This window comes from Nonomuraea sp. NPDC048881, assembly GCF_040649795.1.
GTDB lineage: Bacteria > Actinomycetota > Actinomycetes > Streptosporangiales > Streptosporangiaceae > Nonomuraea.
The window spans coordinates 567,416-584,033 of record NZ_JBEZGC010000002.1 but is presented as its reverse complement, the minus strand read 5'-3'; the positions used below and the strand labels follow the sequence as shown (position 1 = coordinate 584,033).

Genomic DNA, 16,618 nt, shown 5'->3' with positions numbered 1-16,618 from the left:
CCGATCATCGCATACGCAGCCCGAACAGGTCGGACGGCGAGATGGGCATGCGGTCGATCTCGATGCCCTCGGCGTCCTCGATCGCCGAGGCGATGACCGCCGACACCGGGATCACGCCGGCCTCGCCCGCGCCCTTGATGCCGAGCGGGTTGAGCGGCGAGGGCGTCTCCAGGTGGGCGGTCTCGATCGGGGGGATCTCGGTGGCGTACGGCATGAGGAAGTCCATGAAGGAGGCGTTGACGAGCTGGCCGTGGACGTCGTACTCCATGCGCTCGTACAGGGCGCCGCCGATGCCCTGGGCCACTCCCCCGTGGATCTGGCCCTCCACGATCATCGGGTTGATCAGCCGGCCGCAGTCGTGCACGACGGCGTACCTGACGACCCTGATCTCGGCGGTGTCCGGGTCGGTCTCGACGATGGCCGCGTGCATGCCGGAGGCGAACGTGGACCGGATCGGCGAGTAGAACTCCCGCCCCTCCAGGCCCGGCTCGTCGCCCTCGGCCACCGGCGGGCGGGCTGGGTCGGCCGCGCCGGAGAACTGGGTCGCCCTGGCCGTCTCCTCGTCGAAGGCGTACCGCAGCGGGTTGGCCAGCACCGCCACCGTCGAGAGCGGGATCGCGGCGGTCGGCGCGCCCACGACGTGCACCAGGCCGTCGTCGATCTCCAGGTCGGCCGGGTCGGCCTCCAGGGCGTCGGCCGCGATGCGCAGCGCCTTCTCCTTGACCTTCCGGCAGGCCAGGGCGATGGCGTTGCCGCTCATGACGGCCGCGCGGGAGGCGAAGGTGCCCACCGCGTACCCGAACCTGCGGGTGTCGCCGGTGACCACGCTGACGCGTTCGATGGGCACGCCCAGCTCGGCGGCGGCGATCTGGGCGAAGGCGGTCTCGTGCCCCTGCCCCTGGGAGGTCAGGCCGGTCGAGACGTGCACCCGGCCGTCGGAGGTGATCTGCACGTGCCCGCCCTCGTACGGGCCGACGCCCGTGCCCTCGACGTAGCAGCCGATGCCGATCCCCCGGCCCGGCCGCCGCTCGAAGGAGTCCCAGCCGATCAGCTCCTTGATCATGCGGAGCATCTCCGGGTAGTTCCCGCTGTCGTAGATGAGCGGGCGGCCGTCCTGGAACGTCATCCCCTGGTCGTAGGGGAACTCCTCGGGCCGGATGAGGTTGGCCGCGCGCACCTGCGTGCGGTCCTTGCCCAGGTAGCGGGCGATCTTGTCCATGGTCCGCTCCATGCAGAACACGCCCTGCGGCCGGCCGGCCCCCCGGTACGGCGTGACCTGCACGGTGTTGGTGTAGACCGCGGTGAACTCGACCCGGTAGGCCCCCGGCTTGTACGGCCCCAGCAACTGCGTGGAGGTGACGATGGGCACGATGATCCCGTACGGCGTGTAGGCGCCGTGGTCGTGCAGGATCGTCACGTCCAGGCCCAGGACGCGGCCGTCGTCGTCGAAGCCGACGCGCACGTGGTGGATCTGGGCGCGTTCGTGCGCGGAGGAGATGAAGTGCTCCCTGCGGTCCTCGGTCCACTTGACTTCGCGGCCGAGCGTCATCGCGGCCCACGGCACCAGGATCTCCTCCGGCCACGGGTGCACGATCTTGACGCCGAAGCCGCCGCCGACGTCCGGGGCGATCACCTCGACCTGCGGCAGCGGCAGCCCGAGCGCGGCGGCGACGGCCATGCGCACGCTGGTGGAGGTCTGGGTGCTGGAGTGGACGCGCAGGTCGCGGCCGTCCCAGCGGGCGTGCACGCCGCGCCCCTCCAGCGGCATGCTGGCGCTGCGCTCGATGTCGAGCCGGAAGGCCAGCGTGTGCGGCGCGCTCTCGACGGCCTCGCGCGCGCCCCTGCCGTCGGCCCCCGGCACCTCCTGGACGAGGTGCGCCCCTACGTTCCCCGGCACGTCCTCGTGCACGAGCTGGGCGCCCTGCACCGCCTCGGCCAGGCCGACGACCGGCTTGAGCGGCTCGTAGGCGACCTCGATGAGCGCGCAGGCGTCCTCGGCGGCGTACCGGTCGGCGGCCACGACCATGACCACGGGCTCGCCGACGTGCCGGACGACCTCCCTGGCCAGCGGGTACGCCGTGCGCCCGTGGGTGAGCGCCGGGTGCGGGATCAGCAGCGGCAGCGGCCGGCCCACCCGCTCGGGCAGGTCCTCCCAGGTGTAGATCGCGACCAGGCCCGGCACGTCGAGCGCGGCGGACACGTCGATGTCGCCGACGCGGGCGTGGGCGTGGGGTGACCGGACGAACGCGGCGGCGAGCGCGTCGCGGCCCAGGTCGTCGAGGAAGCGGCCCTGGCCGGTGAGCAGCCTCGGGTCCTCCCGCCGCCGCACCGGCTCACCGAACATCCTGGTCGTCATGACTCCCCCAGCAAGCTCACGACTCCTCCGCCAGCAGCTCGGCGGCGCGGTGGACGGCCTTGACGATGTTCTGGTAGCCGGTGCACCGGCACAGGTTGCCGGACACGCCTTCGAGCACCTCCTCGTGGGTGGGCGCCGGGTTCTCGGCCAGCAGGGCGGTCACCGTGCACAGGAAGCCCGGGGTGCAGAAGCCGCACTGCAGGCCGTGGCACTCGGCGAAGGCCCGCTGCACCGGTGAGAGCCCGTCCGGGCCGGCCAGGCCCTCGACGGTGGTGATCTCGTGCCCGTCCACGGTGACCGCGAAGGTCAGGCACGATCGGACCGGCTCGCCGTCGAGCAGCACCGTGCAGCAGCCGCAGACGCCGTGCTCGCAGCCGACGTGCGTGCCGGTCAGGCCGAGGTCGTGGCGCAGGCAGTCGGACAGCAGGCGGCGTCCGGGGACGCTGACCCGCCTCGCCGTGCCGTTCACGGTCAGCGTGATCTCATGTTCCACCGGTCGCCGTCCCCTCCCGTGCCGCCTCGCGCAGGGCCCGTTCGGCCAGCACGCCCACCAGGTGCCGCCGGTAGGCGGCGGTGGCGTGGATGTCCCCTTCGGGGTCGGTCCCGTCCCGCACGGTCCGCGCGACGGCCGGCCAGTCGACGCTCGCGGCCGGCCGGTGGCCGCACGCGCCGGTCACGTCCATCGGGACGGGGACCGGGCCCACGCCGACGCAGGCGACCCTGGCCGCGGCGACGCGCAGGTCGTCGTCGAGCGTGACCACGGCGCAGACGCCGGCCAGGGCGTAGTCGCCGTGCCGCCGGGACACCTCCTCGAACGCCGTCCCGGCGCGTCCGCCGAGCGCCGGGAAGTAGGCCGACACGGCCAGCTCGTCCGGCCGGACGCCGGACTCCATGGGCCCGACGAAGAACTCCCGCGCCGGCACGTCCCGCTCGGCGATGCCCGCGGGGGTCCACCGGGCCAGCCGCACCGAGCCGCCCAGGACGGCCAGCACCGCGGGCAGCTCGGCGGCGGGATCGGCGTGCACCAGGCTCCCGACGACCGTGCCCCGGTTGCGGATCACGGGGTGGGCGACCAGCCGCAGCGCCTTCGTCAGCAGCGGGTGCGCGCCGGACCGGGCCACCCGCGAGTGCCGGGCCAGCGCGCCCACCCGCACCCCGTCGCCGCCCGCTTCCACCGTGTCCAGGGCGGTCAGGCGGTTGATGTCGACGATGTGCTCGGGCGCGGCCAGCCGCATGTTGAGCATGGGGATCAGGCTCTGGCCGCCGGCCAGCACCTTCCCGTGCACCTCGGCGAGCGTCCGCAGCGCCGCCTCCAGGTCGCGGGGGGCGTGGTGGGTGAACGGCGGCGGCTTCACCCGGCCTCGCCCGGGGCCGGTCTCCGGGCCGGCCCCGGTGGGCGCCCGGCTATGACGCGCAGCAGGTGGTAGCCGCCCACCACCACGACGGTGCCGAGCGCGATGCCCTCCAGGGAGAATTCTCCGCCGATCATGTGCGTCACCGGTCCGATCGCCAGGATGATGCCCGCGCCGATCGGGACCATGTTCACCGGGTCGGCGAAATCCACCCGGTTCTCGATCCAGATCTTGGCGCCGAGTAGTCCGATCATGCCGTACAGGATGACGGTGACGCCGCCGAGCACGCCGCCCGGCGTGGCGGCGACCAGCGCCCCGAACTTCGGGCACAGGCCGAACAGGATCGCGATCAGGCCGGCGATGTAGTAGGCGGCCGTGGAGTAGACCTTGGTGGCCGCCATGACGCCGATGTTCTCGGCGTAGGTGGTGGTGGGCGAGCCGCCGACCGCGCTGGTGACGACGGTGGCGGCGCCGTCGGCGATGATCGCCCGGCCGATGTAGGGGTCGACGTCGGTGCCGGTCATCTCGCCGACGGCCTTGACGTGGCCGACGTTCTCGGCGATGAGCGCGATCACCGCGGGCAGCACGAGCAGCACGGCGGAGAACCGGAAGTCGGGCGCGTGGAAGTCCGGCAGCCCGAACCAGTCGGCCTTGGCGACGGCGTCGAAGCTGACCCGGTCGTGCGGGAAGGCCGTGGCCACGCAGTACGTGCCCTCGGCCGGGCAGGCGGCGCCGGCCGCGTCGCGCAGGTTCTGGCCGGGCAGCACGGAGGTGACCGGCCCCGCCATCCGGTCCAGCACCCAGGACAGCGCGAACCCGGTGACCAGCCCGATGAGCACTCCGACGCGCCCGGCGAACCCCTTGAACGCCACGATCACCACGAACGTCACCAGCATCGTGATCAGCGCCACCCACTGGTCCTGCCCCCAGTAGACGTCCGCGACCACGTACGCCAGCCCGAACCCGATGAGCATCACCACCGCGCCGGTGACGACGGGCGGGAAGACCCGGTGGATGATCTGCACCCCGAGCACGTGCACGGCCAGCCCCGCCAGCGCCAGCACGAGCCCGGCGACCAGGATCGAGCCCGTCACGATGGCGTCGGCGACGCTCTGGTCGGTGCTGACGGCGGCCCTGATGGCGAACACGCCGCCGACGAACGACGCGCTGGTGCCCAGGTAGCTGGGCACCTTGCCCTTCACGATCAGCAGGAACATGATCGTCGCGACGCCGGACATCATCACGGCGACGTTCGGGTCGAGCCCCATCACCAGCGGGAACACGAACGTGGCGCCGAACATCGCGATCACGTGCTGGGCGCCGAAGCCGATCATGCGCGGCCAGCTCAGCCGCTCGTCGGGCCTGACCACCTCGCCGGGCGCCAGATGCCTGCCGTCACCGTGTCTGGTCCATCCGAAAACCATCTGCGCCCTCTCTTCCGGGCCGGCGACCGTGCCTTTGCGGGCACATTAGGACCGCTGGGATGCGGCTACACGGGCATGATCTGCCAAATATCCCGCGGTCACCAGAGCGAACCTCCGTACGGGGAAGTCGCCGGCCGGTCAGAGAGGGGGTTATCGGCCTGTTTCGGGCACCGGTTCGCGGCGCGTGGCGCGCAGCAGGTGGTAGCCGACGAGCAGCACGATCGTGCCGAGCGCGATGCCGCTGAGGGAGAACGTGCTGGTGATCGGGAAGGCGACCGGCCCGATGGCGATGATGATGCCCGCGCCCACCGGGACCAGGTTGACCGGGTCGGACAGGTTCACCTTGTTCTCGATCCAGATGCGGGCGCCGAGCAGGCCGATCATGCCGTACAGGATGGTCGTGACGCCGCCGAGCACGCCGTCGGGGGTCGCGGCCACGAGCGCGCCGAACTTGGGGCACAGGCCGAACAGGATCGCGATGACCGCGGCGATGTAGTAGGCGGCCGTGGAGTAGACCTTGGTGGCCGCCATGACGCCGATGTTCTCGGCGTACGTGGTGGTGGCCGGGCCGCCGACCGAGGTGGCGACCACGGTGCCGACGCCGTCGGCCATGATGGCGCGGCCCATGTAGCCGTCGACGTCCGCGCCGGTCATCTCGCCGACGGCCTTGACGTGGCCGACGTTCTCGGCGATGAGCGCGATCACGACCGGCAGCACCAGCACGATCGCCGATACCTCGAACACCGGCCCGTGCAGCGACGGCAGGCCGATCCAGTCGGCGTCGGCGACGCCCTGGAGGTTGACGCGGAAGTGCTCGGTCACCTTGCCGGTGGCGTCGGGGGCCAGGATCTTGCCGCCCACCACGTCCCAGACCCACGACAGCACGAACCCGAAGACCAGGCCGAGCAGCACGCCGATGCGGCCGAGGAAGCCCTTGAAGACCCCGATGAACACGAACGTGGCCGCCATCGTGAGCAGCGCCACCCACGGGTCCTTGGGCCAGTAGACGTCGGCCGCGACGTAGGCCATGCCGAAGCCGATCAGCATCACCACGCCGCCGGTGACGATCGGCGGGAAGACGCGGTGGATGATCCGCACGCCGAGCAGGTGGATGGCCAGCCCGCAGCCGGCCAGCACGACGCCGACGGCCAGCAGCGCGCCGGTGACGGTCGCGTCGCCGCCCCCGGCCGCCCTGATCGCCACCACGGCCCCCACGAAGGACGCGCTCGACCCGACGTAGCTGGGGATCTTGCCCTTGACGATGAGCAGGAACAGGATCGTCGCGACGCCGGACATCATCACGGCCAGGTTCGCGTCGAGCCCCATGACCAGCGGGAACACGAACGTCGCGCCGAACATGGCGATGACGTGCTGGGCGCCGATGCCGACCATCCGGGGCCAGGAGAGCCGCTCGTCAGGCTTGACGACCTCTCCCGGCGTCAGATGTTTCCCGTCGCCGTGCAGCTTCCACCCGAACACCGCGAACCCACCTCAATCTTCCGCCTGACCAGCGGCGACGTCTTCCGAAGTATGTCGGAGAGCACAATAAGGGGTGTCACGACCATCCGGATACGGTGGGCCGTTATTGCACGTGGATCGTGAACCCGTCGCCGCTCACCACCTGGCCGGTACGGATCTTCGCCGTCTTCCGCAGCTCGACCTCGCCGTCGACCTGGACCAGGCCCTCGGCGATGAGGTGTTTGGCCATGCCGCCGGTCTCGGTGACCCCGCAGTACTTCAGCAGGTCGCACAGCGGGATGTACTCGGAACGCAGTTCGAAATCCAGATCCACGAGCCCCAAGCCTAGATGCCGCGCATGCGCAGCACGTGCAGGGCCAGGGTCAGGTTGAGCCGCAGGTGGGGGTCGTCGGTGAAGTTGCCGAGCAGGCGTTCCAGCTTCCCGATCCGGTAGCGCAGCGTGTTGTAGTGGAAGTGCAGCCGGCGGGCGGTCTCGGCGACGTTGAGGTTGGTCTCCAGGAGCACCTGCAGCGTGCGCCGCAGGTCGGCGTTCTCGGCGTCCTCGTCCCAGGCCAGCGGGCCCAGCGTCTCGCGGACGAACGCGTGCAGCTCGCCGGTGTCGTTCACCAGCGACAGCAGCCGGTAGACGCCGAGCTGGTCGAAGTGCGCGACCGCGCCCGGCCCGTGCAGCTGCCGGCCCACCCGGGCCGCCTTCATCGCCTGCGCGTACGCCTCCGGCAGCGTCCCGGCCCCCGGGCTCGGCCGCGAGGTGCCGGTCGAGAACGTCGCGGGCGGCACGTCGGCGAACGCCGAGGCGGCGTCCTTGGCCACCCTGGCGGCGTCGAGCGAGGCGTCCACGACGGCGACGACCTCGTGCGAGAACCCGGCCACCGCGCCGCGCGGGTCGTGCCGCCGCACGGCCGCCGTCCAGCAGGACACCAGCCGGTCCTGGGCGCTGCGCTCGTCGCCGTCGGGGTCGAGCTCGGCCACCAGCACGATCACCGGGCGCGCCAGGTCCCAGCCGAACGCCCTGGCCCTGGCGTCGACCCGCTCGGGCGTGCCGGCCCGGCCGGTGAGCACGTCGCGCAGGAAGTCGGCCCGGTACTTGCTCTCGACCGCGTTGACCGCCTCCTGCCGGGTCACGACCAGCGCGGCGACGGTGGCGGCGCGTTCGAGGATGCCGATGTCGCTGTCCCGGATCGCGCCGGTGGCGCTGTAGGCGACGATCCGGCCGTGGTGGTGGCCGCCGGCCAGCACGGGCGCCGAGGCGAACGCCCTGCCGCGGCCCGGCGTGTCGGCGGTTCGCGCGGGCGGCGGGCCCTCACGGGAGATCGACTCGCGCAGGGCGGCGACGTGCTCGGCCGCCCCGGCGGTGGCCAGGACCTGGCCGGAGCCGTCCACGGCGGCCACGGCCACGTCGAGGAGCTGGGCCACCTCGGCGGCGACCTCGTCGAGCCCGCCGCCGGCCAGCACCACGTGGACCAGCGCCCGGTGCGCCTCCTCGGCGCGGGCCAGCACGGCGGCCTGGCGGTTGAGTATGTCGGTGAGCACCTGGTTGAGGATGTCGTCGAAGCCGACGTCGTTGGGCAGCAGGATGAGCGGGAAGCCGAGCCGGTCGGCCTGCTCGGTCATCTCGGCGGGCAGCTCGTCCACGTACCGGCCGAGTTTGATCGCCAGCGCGGCCAGGCCGCGTTCGTCCAGGTCGGCGACCAGGCGGCCGAGCGACTGCGGCGTGTTGCGCAGCGGGTAGCCGGTGGTCAGCAGCAGCTCGTGCGGCTTGACCCAGGCCAGGATGTCGGGCACCTCCATGACGTTGAGCCGCTGCACGATGCGCCCGAGCCCGCTCTCCCCCGCGATCAGCCTGGCCTCGGCCAGCGTCGAGACGCCGAGCACCTCCCCGACCGAGACGCCGTGGATGATCGTTCCGGTGCTGGCCAGACGCACGGGGGGCTCCATGTGGTGATTGTGACTCCCCAGATGGTCTGTCAGGAAGAGCCAACCTTCCCGCTGACTGTTGGCAAATTTCTCCGTACGGAGGGTTCTCCGGCCGTTCTACGGTCAGGACCAGGGTCCGATGGGAGGTTCGGTGACCGTCAGTACTCATGCGCGGCGTGCCCGGGTCCGCGTGACGGGCGCGGCCAGCACCGCCGTGCGTCCCGTGCTGGAGGCCCCGCGCAGCCCGGCCCGGGTGCTCGCGGCGTTCTCCGCGGGGATATACCTGGAGGTCAGGACCGACTGCGAGCCTTCGGTGATCGCCCTCATCACCGGCGAGGCGGCCCGGCTGCCCAACTCGGTGTTGCTGGCCACGCCACTGCCGAAGGTCACCGTGGGTGACGACGCCGCCGTCGGCGACCGCGGCATCGAGCTGGGCTCGCTGAGCCTCGGCGTGCGCCGCTGGTGGGACCCGGCTCCGGCGCTGGGCCCGGTCGACCCGCTGAGCCTGGCCGACGTCGTCCTGGACGGCCCCGGACGGCCCGGCCTGGCCGGGAACGACGCCGTCGAGCTGTTGGCGCGCAGTTGCGCGCAGGCCCGGCTGCTGGGCGCGGTGACGGCGGCGGAACGGCTCGTGGGGCTCGGTCCCGGGCTCACGCCGAGCGGCGACGACGTGCTGGCCGGGCTGCTGGTGACGCTGAGGCACCTCGGCACGGCGACCGGCACGCGGCGGGCGGTCTGGCTGGCCGACTGGCTGGCGGCGACCGTCACCTACGACGCGCGCACCCGTACGACGCCGATCTCGGCGACGTTGCTGCACTGCGCGGCCAGGGGCGAGGCCAGCCCTGAGGTGACCGGCGTGCTGCGCGGCATCGCGGGCAGGCAGGCGCTCGAACCGGCGCTGCGGCGCCTGCACCGGCTCGGCCACACCTCGGGCGCCGACCTCGCCCAGGGCATCTCGATCGGGCTCGCCTCGGTCCGGGCGTTGAGCGGGCGCCCGTGAGCGACGACCTGATCCAGCTGAGAAAAGGGACGTACCACGACTCCGTCACCTTGATGCGAATAAGTCGTGCGCTGACCGAAATGCCGGGCGTGGAGGTGGCGATGGTGGCCATGGCCACCGAGCTCAACCTCGCCATCGTCCGCGACCTCGGCTTCGAGCCCCCGCCCGCGGGCCCCGGCGACCTGCTCATCGCCCTGCGCGGCGCCGACCCCGCGCGGGCCGTCGAGGAGCTGGACGCCCGGCTGACCGCGCGGGCGGCCACCACCGCCGCCGCCACCGCCACCAAGGCCGCCACGGTGTCCGGGGAGCAGCCGCCGCTCACCACCTACTCGGCCGCCAGGACGCCGGCCGACCTGGTCCTGGTGTCCGTGCCCGGCGAGCACGCCTTCTGCGAGGCCCGCGACGCCGTCGAGGCCGGACTGCCGGTGATGATCTTCAGCGACGGCGTGCCGCCGGCCCAGGAGCGGTGGCTCAAGGAGCTGGCCGAGGAGCGCGGCGTCCTGGTCATGGGGCCCGACTGCGGCACCGCCTCGATCGCGGGCGTCGGGCTGGGCTTCGCCAACGTGCTGCGGCCGGGGCCGGTCGGCCTGGTCGCCGCCTCCGGCACGGGCGCCCAGCAGGTGTCCTGCCTGCTCGACTGGGCGGAGGCCGGGATCAGCCACATCCTCGGCGTGGGCGGCAGGGACCTGTCGGCCGAGGTCGGCGGGCTGGCCACGATGCGCGCCCTGCGGCTGCTCGACGACGATCCGGCCACCGAGCTGATCGTGCTGGTCGGCAAGCCGCCCGGTCCCGGCGTGGCGGGGGCCGTCCGGGAGGTGGCGGCCGGGCTGCGCACGCCGGTGGTGGAGGCGGTGCTGCCGGAGACCGACCTCACCGAGGCGGCCGGGCGGGCGCTGCGGGCGCTGGGCCGCGGCGTGCCCGGATGGCCGTCGTGGCCGGGGGCGCTGCGCGGGGAGCCGCGCAGTGTCAGGGGGCTGTACGCGGGCGGCACGCTGTGCGCGGAGGCCGCCGTCCTGGCCGGGCCCGGCGAGTTCACCGACTTCGGGGACGACGCCTACACCAGGGGCAGGGCGCATCCGATGATCGATCCGACGCTGCGCCTGGAGGCCCTGTCGCGGGTCCGGGCGGACGAGGTGGTGCTCATGGACGTCGTGCTCGGCCACGCCGCCGACCCCGACCCGGCGGCCTCGCTCGCGCCGGCGGTCGCCCGTACGCCGGCCACCGTCGTGGTGGCGCTGGTCGGCAGCGCGGGCGATCCCCAGGACCTGCACCGGCAGGCCGCGGCGCTGCGCGAGGCCGGGGCCGCCGTGTTCGTCTCCAACGCCGAGGCCGCCCGCCACGCCCGGAGCCTCCTGTGACCCCGCCCGCCGTGCCGCCACCCGCACTGACGCGCGCCGTGCCCCCGCCCGCCGTGCCCCCGTTCGCCGTGCCCCCGTTCGCCGTTCGTCGCCTTGCCGGGAGGGTGTCGTGAGCCTGTTGTCGGGGCCGCCGCGGGTGATCACCGTCGGCGCTGGGCTGCTCGACGAGGCGCTGGCGGCCCAGGCCGTGCCGACGACGCCGGTGGCCTGGCGGCCGCCGCTGCCCGGCACCGCCGACGCCCTGGCCAAGGTGCTGGCCGACCCGCGCAGGACGGCCGCCAACGAGCTGGCCGTGCGCAGGCTGACGAGCGCGCGGCCGTACCTGGTGGGCCTGCGGCGGGCCGCCGAGGTGCTGCCCGCGGGGACGTTCCTGCACGCCGGGCCGCCGATCGAGTGGGACCGCGCCTCGGGCCCGATGCGCGGCGCGCTGATCGGCGCGATGTTGCTGGAGGGCCTGGCGGGCGACGAGCGGGAGGCCGAGGCCGGGCTGGCGGCGGGCGCGGTCGCGCTGCGGCCCTGCCACGAGCACGCCACGGTGGGCCCGATGGCGGGCGTGGTGAGCCCGTCGATGTGGCTGCTGGAGGTACGCGACGAGGAGCACGGCGGCACCGCCTACTGCTCGCTCAACGAGGGCCTGGGCAAGGTGCTCAGGTACGGCGCGTACGGCCCCGAGGTGCTCGACCGGCTGCGCTGGATGGAGGAGGTGCTCGGCCCGGTCCTCGCCGCGACGCTGGCCCGTACCGGCCCGATCGACCTGCGCTCGCTGATCGCGCAGGCCCTGCAGATGGGCGACGAGCTGCACAACCGCAACCGCGCGGCCACCTCGCTGCTGCTGCGCGAGCTGGCCCCGGCCCTGGTGGAGGCGGCGCCCGAGCAGGCGGCGCAGGTGCTGCGCTTCGTCAACGGCAACGACCACTTCTTCCTCAACGCGGGCATGGCCGCGGGCAAGGTGAGCACGGACGCCGCCCGCGACATCCCCGGCTCCTCGCTGGTCGTGGCCATGGCCAGGAACGGCACCGACTTCGGCGTGCAGGTCTCCGGGCTCGGCGGACGCTGGTTCACCGGCCCGGCCGGGGTGCCGGACGGCCTCTACCTCGGCGCGTACGGCCCCCAGGACGCCAACCCCGACATCGGCGACTCCACGATCACCGAGACCTCCGGGCTGGGCGGCTTCGCGATGGCCGCCGCGCCCGCGATCGTGCGCTTCGTCGGCGGCGAGGTGGCCGACGCGGTCCGGGCCACCCGCTCGATGTACGAGATCACGCTGGCCGAGCATCCCGCGTACCAGATTCCCGGGCTCGGATTCCGCGGCACGCCCGTCGGCATCGACGTGACGCTCGTCGCCAGGACGGGCATTCTGCCGGTCGTCAACACCGGCATCGCGGGGCGCGTGGCGGGCACCGGCCAGGTCGGCGCGGGGCTGGTGGAGCCGCCCGCACAGGCGTTCACCAGCGCGTTGATCGCACTCGCCGCTGAGTAAGTGATCAGTTTGAAAAGCCGTATATCTGCAGGTCAGAGCGGCTGTAAAGGCTCTTCGCCTTCCATTACCGATTTTCCGCCGATATCGTGGCGAACCTCATAATCTGCAAGTAGCGCATGGCGCACGGTGGCGCGTACGGCGATCCACCGCTCGAAGCGGTCACGCTCTGATGTGACGGATGAGGCTGAATGGGGGCGGCAAGATGGCAGCCGACCGCTTGCTCGGCGGGCCCGGCCCGGACCAGGGTGCGCCGGGGGGTGACCCGCAGAGCCAGGGGCGTCTGGTCGGCAGGCGTTACCGGTTGATGTCGCCGGTCGGCCGGGGCGGCATGGGCATGGTGTGGCACGCCCATGACGTGCTGCTCGACCGGGACGTCGCGGTCAAGGAGCTGATCCTGCCGTACGGGCTGGATCAGGCGGGCAAGCAGATGGCCCACCGGCGCATGCTGCGCGAGGCCAGGTCGGCGGCCCGGCTGACGCATCCTGGCATCGTCACCGTCCACGACGTCGTCGAGGAGGACGGCCGGCCGTGGATCGTGATGGAGCTGGTCCGCGCCTGGTCGCTGGAGCAGGCCGTGCGGCAGAGCGGCCCGCTGCCGGTGATCCAGGCCGCCGAGATCGGCATCCGCGTGCTCGACGCGCTCCGGCACGCGCACGCGGCCGGCATCCTGCACCGCGACGTCAAGCCGGGCAACGTGCTGCTGACCTCCGACCGCGTGGTGCTGACCGACTTCGGCATCGCCGCCATCGAGGGCGACGTGACGATCACGCAGACCGGGCTGCTCATGGGCTCGCCCGCGTACGTGCCGCCGGAGCGGCTGTCCGGGCAGCCGACCGGGCAGGCGGCCGACCTGTGGTCCTTCGGCGCGACCCTGTACGCGGCCGTGGAGGGGCGGCCGCCGTACGAAGGGCCGGACGCGATCGCGGTGCTGGGCGCGGTGCTCACCCAGGAGCCGATCAGGCCGCAGCGGGCCGGGGCGCTGCTGCCGGTGATCGAGGGCCTGCTGCGCAAGAACCCGGCCGAGCGGCTCACCGCGGAGCAGGTCGCCGACCTGCTGGAAGCGGTGCTGCGCGCCCACGGCTCGGCCCGTCCGCGGCCGCCCGAGACGCTGCCGGCCGAGTCGGACCAGACGCCGCTGGGGATGTTGCCGCCGCTGGAGCACCCGTCCGGGCCGATGCCCTCGCGCATCGTGGAGACCCCTTCGGGGCCGGTGCGGGTGCCGTACGACCCGCTGGCCGGACCGGCGGGCGGGTACGCGATGCCGCCCTACGACGGCCTGTCGAGCCCGTCGGGCAGCCATCGCACCGACCGGCTGCCGTCCCCGGCCGGCGGCTTCGACGCCTTCGGCGGCCCGTCCGGCCCGCACCGGATGGAACCGCCCGCCGCGGACCTCGACGACCTCGACGACCTCGGCGCGCCCGTCCCGCCCGCGCCGCAGCCGATCCTGCCGCTGACGACGGACAGCAGGGCGGCCGCCGTCCCGGCCCCGTGGCCGCTGGCCTCGGCCGACGAACTGCGCGAGCACTCGCGTGACCTGTCGCACGACATCAGCCACAGCCGCCTGGCGACCCTGCCCGGCTCCGGCGCCGGGTCGCGCTCCGGCCCGTCGGGCACCGGCGCCACCCGGACCGGTTCCAGCCGGACCGGTTCCTCGCGCATCGGCGCCACCCGGACCGGGCCGGCGCGCAGCGGCCCCTCGCGCGGCGGTTCTTCGCGGGCGGGCACCAGCCGCCGCAGGGTCCAGGAGGGCGACGGCCCCTGGATGCGCGGCGGCCGGCCCACGCCGTTGCTGATCGCCGGTGCGGTCGCGGGCGTGGCCGTGGTGATCGGCGCGATCGTGGTCATCCTGTCCGGCGGCCCGCCGCAGGTCTCGCCCGGCACGCAGTCGGCCGCCGCCACCAGCCAGGCGCCGCGGAAGACCGGGCCGTCGCCGGTGCCCGACGGCTACAAGGAGCACACCCCGCCCGGCTTCGCGGCGGCGGTCCCGGACGGCTGGAAGCTGGCCGCCTCGGGGGACGCGGCCACCTTCACCGGCCCCAAGGACTCCGGCACCCGGATCGTCGTCGAGCAGGCCGCCCCGCAGGCCGACGGGCTCGCCGAGCTGAGCCGGCGCGAGGCCGACGGCGGCGTGGAGGGCTACATCCAGGTGCAGCTCCAGGCCACCGACTACCGCGGCTGGAAGGCCGCCGACTGGGAGTACACCTACACCTCCAAGGACGGCGTCCCGATGCACGCCCTGACCCGGTACGTCACGCTCGACGACAAGACCGCCTTCACGATCTCGTTCGACATGCCCGAGCTGAAGTGGGACGACCAGGCCGAGGCCCGCAAGACGTTCCTGGACACCTTCCGCCAGACCACCTGACCCATATTGCACTGATCATTCCAAAACGTGCTAGCGTGCTCGTCATGGCACGACCACGGACGTTCGAGGAGGACCGCGCCGTCGAGGCCGCCATGCGCGCGTTCTGGGACGCGGGCTACGAAGGCACCTCGACCCAGGACCTGTGCGAGGCCACCGGCCTCGGCCGCAGCAGCATCTACAACACCTTCGCGAACAAGCGCGACCTCTACGAGCGGGCCCTGCGCCGCTACCAGGAGGAGCGCACGTCCGCGCTGATCGAGCTCATGGCCTCCGACCGGCCCGCCGTGGAGAAGATCAGGACCGTGCTGTGGCAGGCGGTCGACCCCGAGGCCGGCGACCCGGCTGGCTGCCTGGCGGTCAACGCCCTGGTGGAGCTGGCTCCGCACGACCCGGAGATCGCCGTCCTGCTGCGCCGCGACGGCGAGCGGCGGGTGGAGGCGATGCGCGGCGCGATCGAGCGCGGGCAGGCCCTCGGCGAGATCGGCGCGGACAAGGACGCCCTGGCCCTCGCGCACTTCGTCGTGGCCACGGTCAGCGGCCTGCGCGTCGCGGCCCGGGGCGGGGCGGGCCGGGCGGTGCTCGCATCCATCGCGACGACGGCGCTGACCGCTTTCTGACCTTTCCTGCGCCTCCATCACTTTTCGTGCCCGAATTTTGTACTGAGCGTTCTAAAATTGAGGGAGTTCTCATGCCGCTGGCGGTGTTCATCCTGGGGCTGGCGATCTTCGCCCAGGGCACCTCGGAGCTCATGCTGGCCGGACTGCTGCCGGAGATGGCCGCCGACCTCGGCGTGTCCGTCCCCGACGCGGGGCTGCTGATCTCGGCGTTCGCGATCGGGATGCTGGTGGGGGCGCCGGTCCTGGCCGTCGTGACGATGCGCTGGCCGCGCCGGACGGCGCTGCTGACGTTCATGGCGGTCTTCGCGCTGACCCACGTCGCCGGGGCCCTGACCACCAGCTACGGCCTGCTGTTCGCCACCCGCGTGGCGGGCGCCTTCGTCTACGCCGGGTTCTGGGCGGTCGCGGCGTCCACGGCGGTCGGCCTGGTGCCGCCGAACGCCAGGGGGAAGGCGATGAGCATCGTGGCGGGCGGGCTGACCGTGGCCACCGTCGTCGGGCTGTCCCTCGGCACGGTCATCGGCCAGCACCTCGGCTGGCGCGCCGCGTTCTGGGCCGTGGCCGCGCTGTCGGCGCTGGCGGCCCTGGGCGTGCTGGCGACGATCCCCGGCGGCCGTCCCGAGCGGGAGGCCGCGCCGGGCGTCGCCGAGCAGCTGCGCTCGATGCTGAGCCCGCGCCTGTGGCTCGCCTTCGCCACCACCGCCCTGGCGACCGGCGGCCTGCTGGTCTCCTTCAGCTACCTGAGCGCCATGCTCGTGGACACGACCGGCCTGCGGGCCGCCTGGGTGCCCGCCGTCCTGGCGCTGTACGGCGTCGGCGCGGTGATCGGCATCACGATCGGCGGGCGCACCGCCGACACGCGCCCCTTCCCGACCCTGTACGCGGGCATCGCCGGGCTGGTCGTGACCTCGGTCCTGCTGGCTCTGGCCGCGCCGGTCGCGGTGCTGGCCGTGCCGCTGGTCCTGTTGCTCGGCGGGTTCGGCTTCGCCACCAACCCGACGCTGAACACCCGCGTCTTCACCCTGGCCAAGGACGCCCCCACGATGGCCGCCGCGATGAACGTCTGCGCCTTCAACGTCGGCATCACCGTCGGCCCGTGGCTCGGCGGGCTGGCCATCGGGGCGGGTGCCGGATACCCGTCCGTCGGCTGGATCGGCGCCGTGCTCGGCGCGGCGGCGCTGGGCGTGGTGGCCCTGTCCGCCCGTCCGGGCCGGGAGCCGGTCGCCGCGGCCCACCGGGCCGAAGCCGTCCCGAGGGCGTGAGGTACGGTCCT

Annotated in this window: 13 protein-coding genes; 6 read left to right on the top strand and 7 right to left on the bottom strand. The window is 73.4% G+C overall.

The window, feature by feature from the left end; all coding sequences use genetic code 11:
- Positions 1-4 precede the first annotated feature (4 nt).
- The 7 genes from cutA to AB0C33_RS08245 all read right to left on the bottom strand — a co-directional run bounded on the left by cutA (position 5) and on the right by AB0C33_RS08245 (position 8,546).
- Positions 5-2,356, bottom strand: coding sequence for an aerobic carbon-monoxide dehydrogenase large subunit (gene cutA / locus AB0C33_RS08275; RefSeq protein WP_358284886.1), 2,352 nt, complete (start codon positions 2,354-2,356; stop codon positions 5-7).
- Positions 2,357-2,372: 16 nt separating this feature from the next.
- A complete protein-coding gene (locus AB0C33_RS08270; protein ID WP_358284884.1) occupies positions 2,373-2,849 on the bottom strand; it encodes a (2Fe-2S)-binding protein in 477 nt (158 codons plus the stop codon).
- Positions 2,839-3,711 (bottom strand): FAD binding domain-containing protein, encoded by an 873-nt coding sequence (locus tag AB0C33_RS08265; protein ID WP_358284882.1) that lies wholly within the window; start codon positions 3,709-3,711, stop codon positions 2,839-2,841. Before AB0C33_RS08265 ends, AB0C33_RS08270 begins: the two co-directional genes overlap by 11 nt.
- Complete coding sequence (locus tag AB0C33_RS08260; RefSeq protein ID WP_358284880.1) at positions 3,708-5,132, bottom strand: solute carrier family 23 protein; 1,425 nt, start codon at positions 5,130-5,132, stop codon at positions 3,708-3,710. Before AB0C33_RS08260 ends, AB0C33_RS08265 begins: the two co-directional genes overlap by 4 nt.
- Before the next feature lie 150 nt (positions 5,133-5,282).
- Entirely contained in the window at positions 5,283-6,611 is a 1,329-nt protein-coding gene (locus tag AB0C33_RS08255; protein WP_358284878.1) for a solute carrier family 23 protein, read from the bottom strand.
- Positions 6,612-6,714: 103 nt separating this feature from the next.
- Positions 6,715-6,924 carry an RNA-binding S4 domain-containing protein gene (locus AB0C33_RS08250; RefSeq protein ID WP_352363868.1) on the bottom strand — a complete coding sequence of 70 codons (210 nt, stop codon included), beginning with the start codon at positions 6,922-6,924 and terminating at the stop codon, positions 6,715-6,717.
- Positions 6,925-6,935: 11 nt separating this feature from the next.
- Positions 6,936-8,546 carry a PucR family transcriptional regulator ligand-binding domain-containing protein gene (locus AB0C33_RS08245; protein ID WP_358284876.1) on the bottom strand — a complete coding sequence of 537 codons (1,611 nt, stop codon included), beginning with the start codon at positions 8,544-8,546 and terminating at the stop codon, positions 6,936-6,938.
- Between the two features lie 130 nt (positions 8,547-8,676).
- Between AB0C33_RS08245 and AB0C33_RS08240 the strand changes: the two genes are divergently transcribed.
- From AB0C33_RS08240 to AB0C33_RS08215, 6 genes are all read left to right on the top strand, one after another.
- Positions 8,677-9,525: a DUF2877 domain-containing protein gene (locus tag AB0C33_RS08240; RefSeq protein ID WP_358284873.1), complete on the top strand. Its 849-nt coding sequence runs from the start codon at positions 8,677-8,679 to the stop codon at positions 9,523-9,525.
- Positions 9,522-10,883: an FdrA family protein gene (locus AB0C33_RS08235; RefSeq protein ID WP_358284871.1), complete on the top strand. Its 1,362-nt coding sequence runs from the start codon at positions 9,522-9,524 to the stop codon at positions 10,881-10,883. The genes AB0C33_RS08240 and AB0C33_RS08235 overlap by 4 nt, the downstream gene beginning before the upstream one ends.
- Before the next feature lie 109 nt (positions 10,884-10,992).
- Complete coding sequence (locus AB0C33_RS08230) at positions 10,993-12,363, top strand: DUF1116 domain-containing protein (RefSeq protein ID WP_358284869.1); 1,371 nt, start codon at positions 10,993-10,995, stop codon at positions 12,361-12,363.
- Positions 12,364-12,565: 202 nt separating this feature from the next.
- Positions 12,566-14,728 carry a protein kinase gene (locus AB0C33_RS08225; RefSeq protein WP_358284867.1) on the top strand — a complete coding sequence of 721 codons (2,163 nt, stop codon included), beginning with the start codon at positions 12,566-12,568 and terminating at the stop codon, positions 14,726-14,728.
- Positions 14,729-14,772: 44 nt separating this feature from the next.
- Positions 14,773-15,345: a TetR/AcrR family transcriptional regulator gene (locus tag AB0C33_RS08220; RefSeq protein ID WP_358284865.1), complete on the top strand. Its 573-nt coding sequence runs from the start codon at positions 14,773-14,775 to the stop codon at positions 15,343-15,345.
- Between the two features lie 71 nt (positions 15,346-15,416).
- Positions 15,417-16,607, top strand: coding sequence for a Cmx/CmrA family chloramphenicol efflux MFS transporter (locus AB0C33_RS08215; RefSeq protein WP_358284863.1), 1,191 nt, complete (start codon positions 15,417-15,419; stop codon positions 16,605-16,607).
- Positions 16,608-16,618 lie beyond the last annotated feature (11 nt).

What these genes read in the sequence shown, in the direction of transcription:
- cutA (WP_358284886.1), bottom strand. Translation starts at nt 2,356, where the DNA reads ATGACGACCAGGATGTTCGGTGAGCCGGTGCGGCGGCGGGAGGACCCG.
- AB0C33_RS08260 (WP_358284880.1), bottom strand. Translation starts at nt 5,132, where the DNA reads ATGGTTTTCGGATGGACCAGACACGGTGACGGCAGGCATCTGGCGCCC.
- AB0C33_RS08245 (WP_358284876.1), bottom strand. Translation starts at nt 8,546, where the DNA reads ATGGAGCCCCCCGTGCGTCTGGCCAGCACCGGAACGATCATCCACGGC.
- AB0C33_RS08225 (WP_358284867.1), top strand. Translation starts at nt 12,566, where the DNA reads ATGGCAGCCGACCGCTTGCTCGGCGGGCCCGGCCCGGACCAGGGTGCG.
- AB0C33_RS08220 (WP_358284865.1), top strand. Translation starts at nt 14,773, where the DNA reads ATGGCACGACCACGGACGTTCGAGGAGGACCGCGCCGTCGAGGCCGCC.
- AB0C33_RS08215 (WP_358284863.1), top strand. Translation starts at nt 15,417, where the DNA reads ATGCCGCTGGCGGTGTTCATCCTGGGGCTGGCGATCTTCGCCCAGGGC.